Source organism: Shigella sp. SIG6, from assembly GCF_053555815.1.
The window spans coordinates 1-874 of record NZ_JBQZXC010000279.1 but is presented as its reverse complement, the minus strand read 5'-3'; the positions used below and the strand labels follow the sequence as shown (position 1 = coordinate 874).

General features: G+C 41.9%; 1 protein-coding gene. It reads left to right on the top strand.

Annotated features, from left to right (window positions below):
* Positions 1–248: 248 nt before the first annotated feature.
* Complete coding sequence (locus ACUU1M_RS20360) at positions 249–392, top strand: hypothetical protein (protein WP_001421454.1); 144 nt, start codon at positions 249–251, stop codon at positions 390–392.
* The last annotated feature ends 482 nt before the right edge of the window (positions 393–874 follow it).

Below are 874 nucleotides of genomic sequence, written 5' to 3'. Positions count from 1 at the left end.
TATTCTCTCAACTCATTTATTGAATGAACAAAGTATTAAGAATTAAAATTATTAGTAACGGTTGGTTACTAACAGCTTGCTAAAAGTAACAGTTCTATATTGTAAATATGTGACAATGTTCTCATTAATGATGAGAGATTATGTGAATCAATACTAATTGATCGTTAATTGATCGTTTTTTGTTTTTTTTTGCCCAATGTGGGGAGGGGTAATGTTTAATATTTCGATATGATCGAATATCTGTTCGCATGGAACATCGTTCAGTGATTCACGACGAATTAGCGATCGACCACGATGCGATTTTGCAGTGTGCCGAAGAAGTTCTCCATCACTGCGTTATTCAGACCGTTTCCTTTGTGCGGCATATTTTGTGCTACTCCATGGGGCTTTAACTTTGCCTATAGCCTGCCATTCGATATTGCCAACCCTGATCCGTATGTAGCTACGGGGCATCCTCCGGGCCGGGCACTGACGATGCATCGTGCACCATCGTATTAACAATCTCCATTACCGGACTTTATGACAGGCGCAGGAGAAAATCTCCCGGTTAAACTGAACGGAGAACCAGCGACAGGTACCTCTTTTTACCCTGTAGCAAGTACTCTATAACATACTCCCCCATTTTTCGTTGGCCTTCATTGCAGCAAAGTTCCGGCTCAGGATATTGGGCGCAGATCATCCTCTCAGGAATTTCAGGATCTGCCAGACGGTGCTGAGACGACGCTTACTTGTAAGGTTAGTTTTCAGACGGACAATGAAATGAGGATATGCGATAAATTTCAGTCAAAGATCCATAAAACAGACATAATGTTATTCAGTGGTGAACAGCCCATTCCGGAGACGGAATGGATTTGCCCCTATATTTCCAGACATT

What these genes read in the sequence shown, in the direction of transcription:
- ACUU1M_RS20360 (WP_001421454.1), top strand. Translation starts at nt 249, where the DNA reads ATGGAACATCGTTCAGTGATTCACGACGAATTAGCGATCGACCACGAT.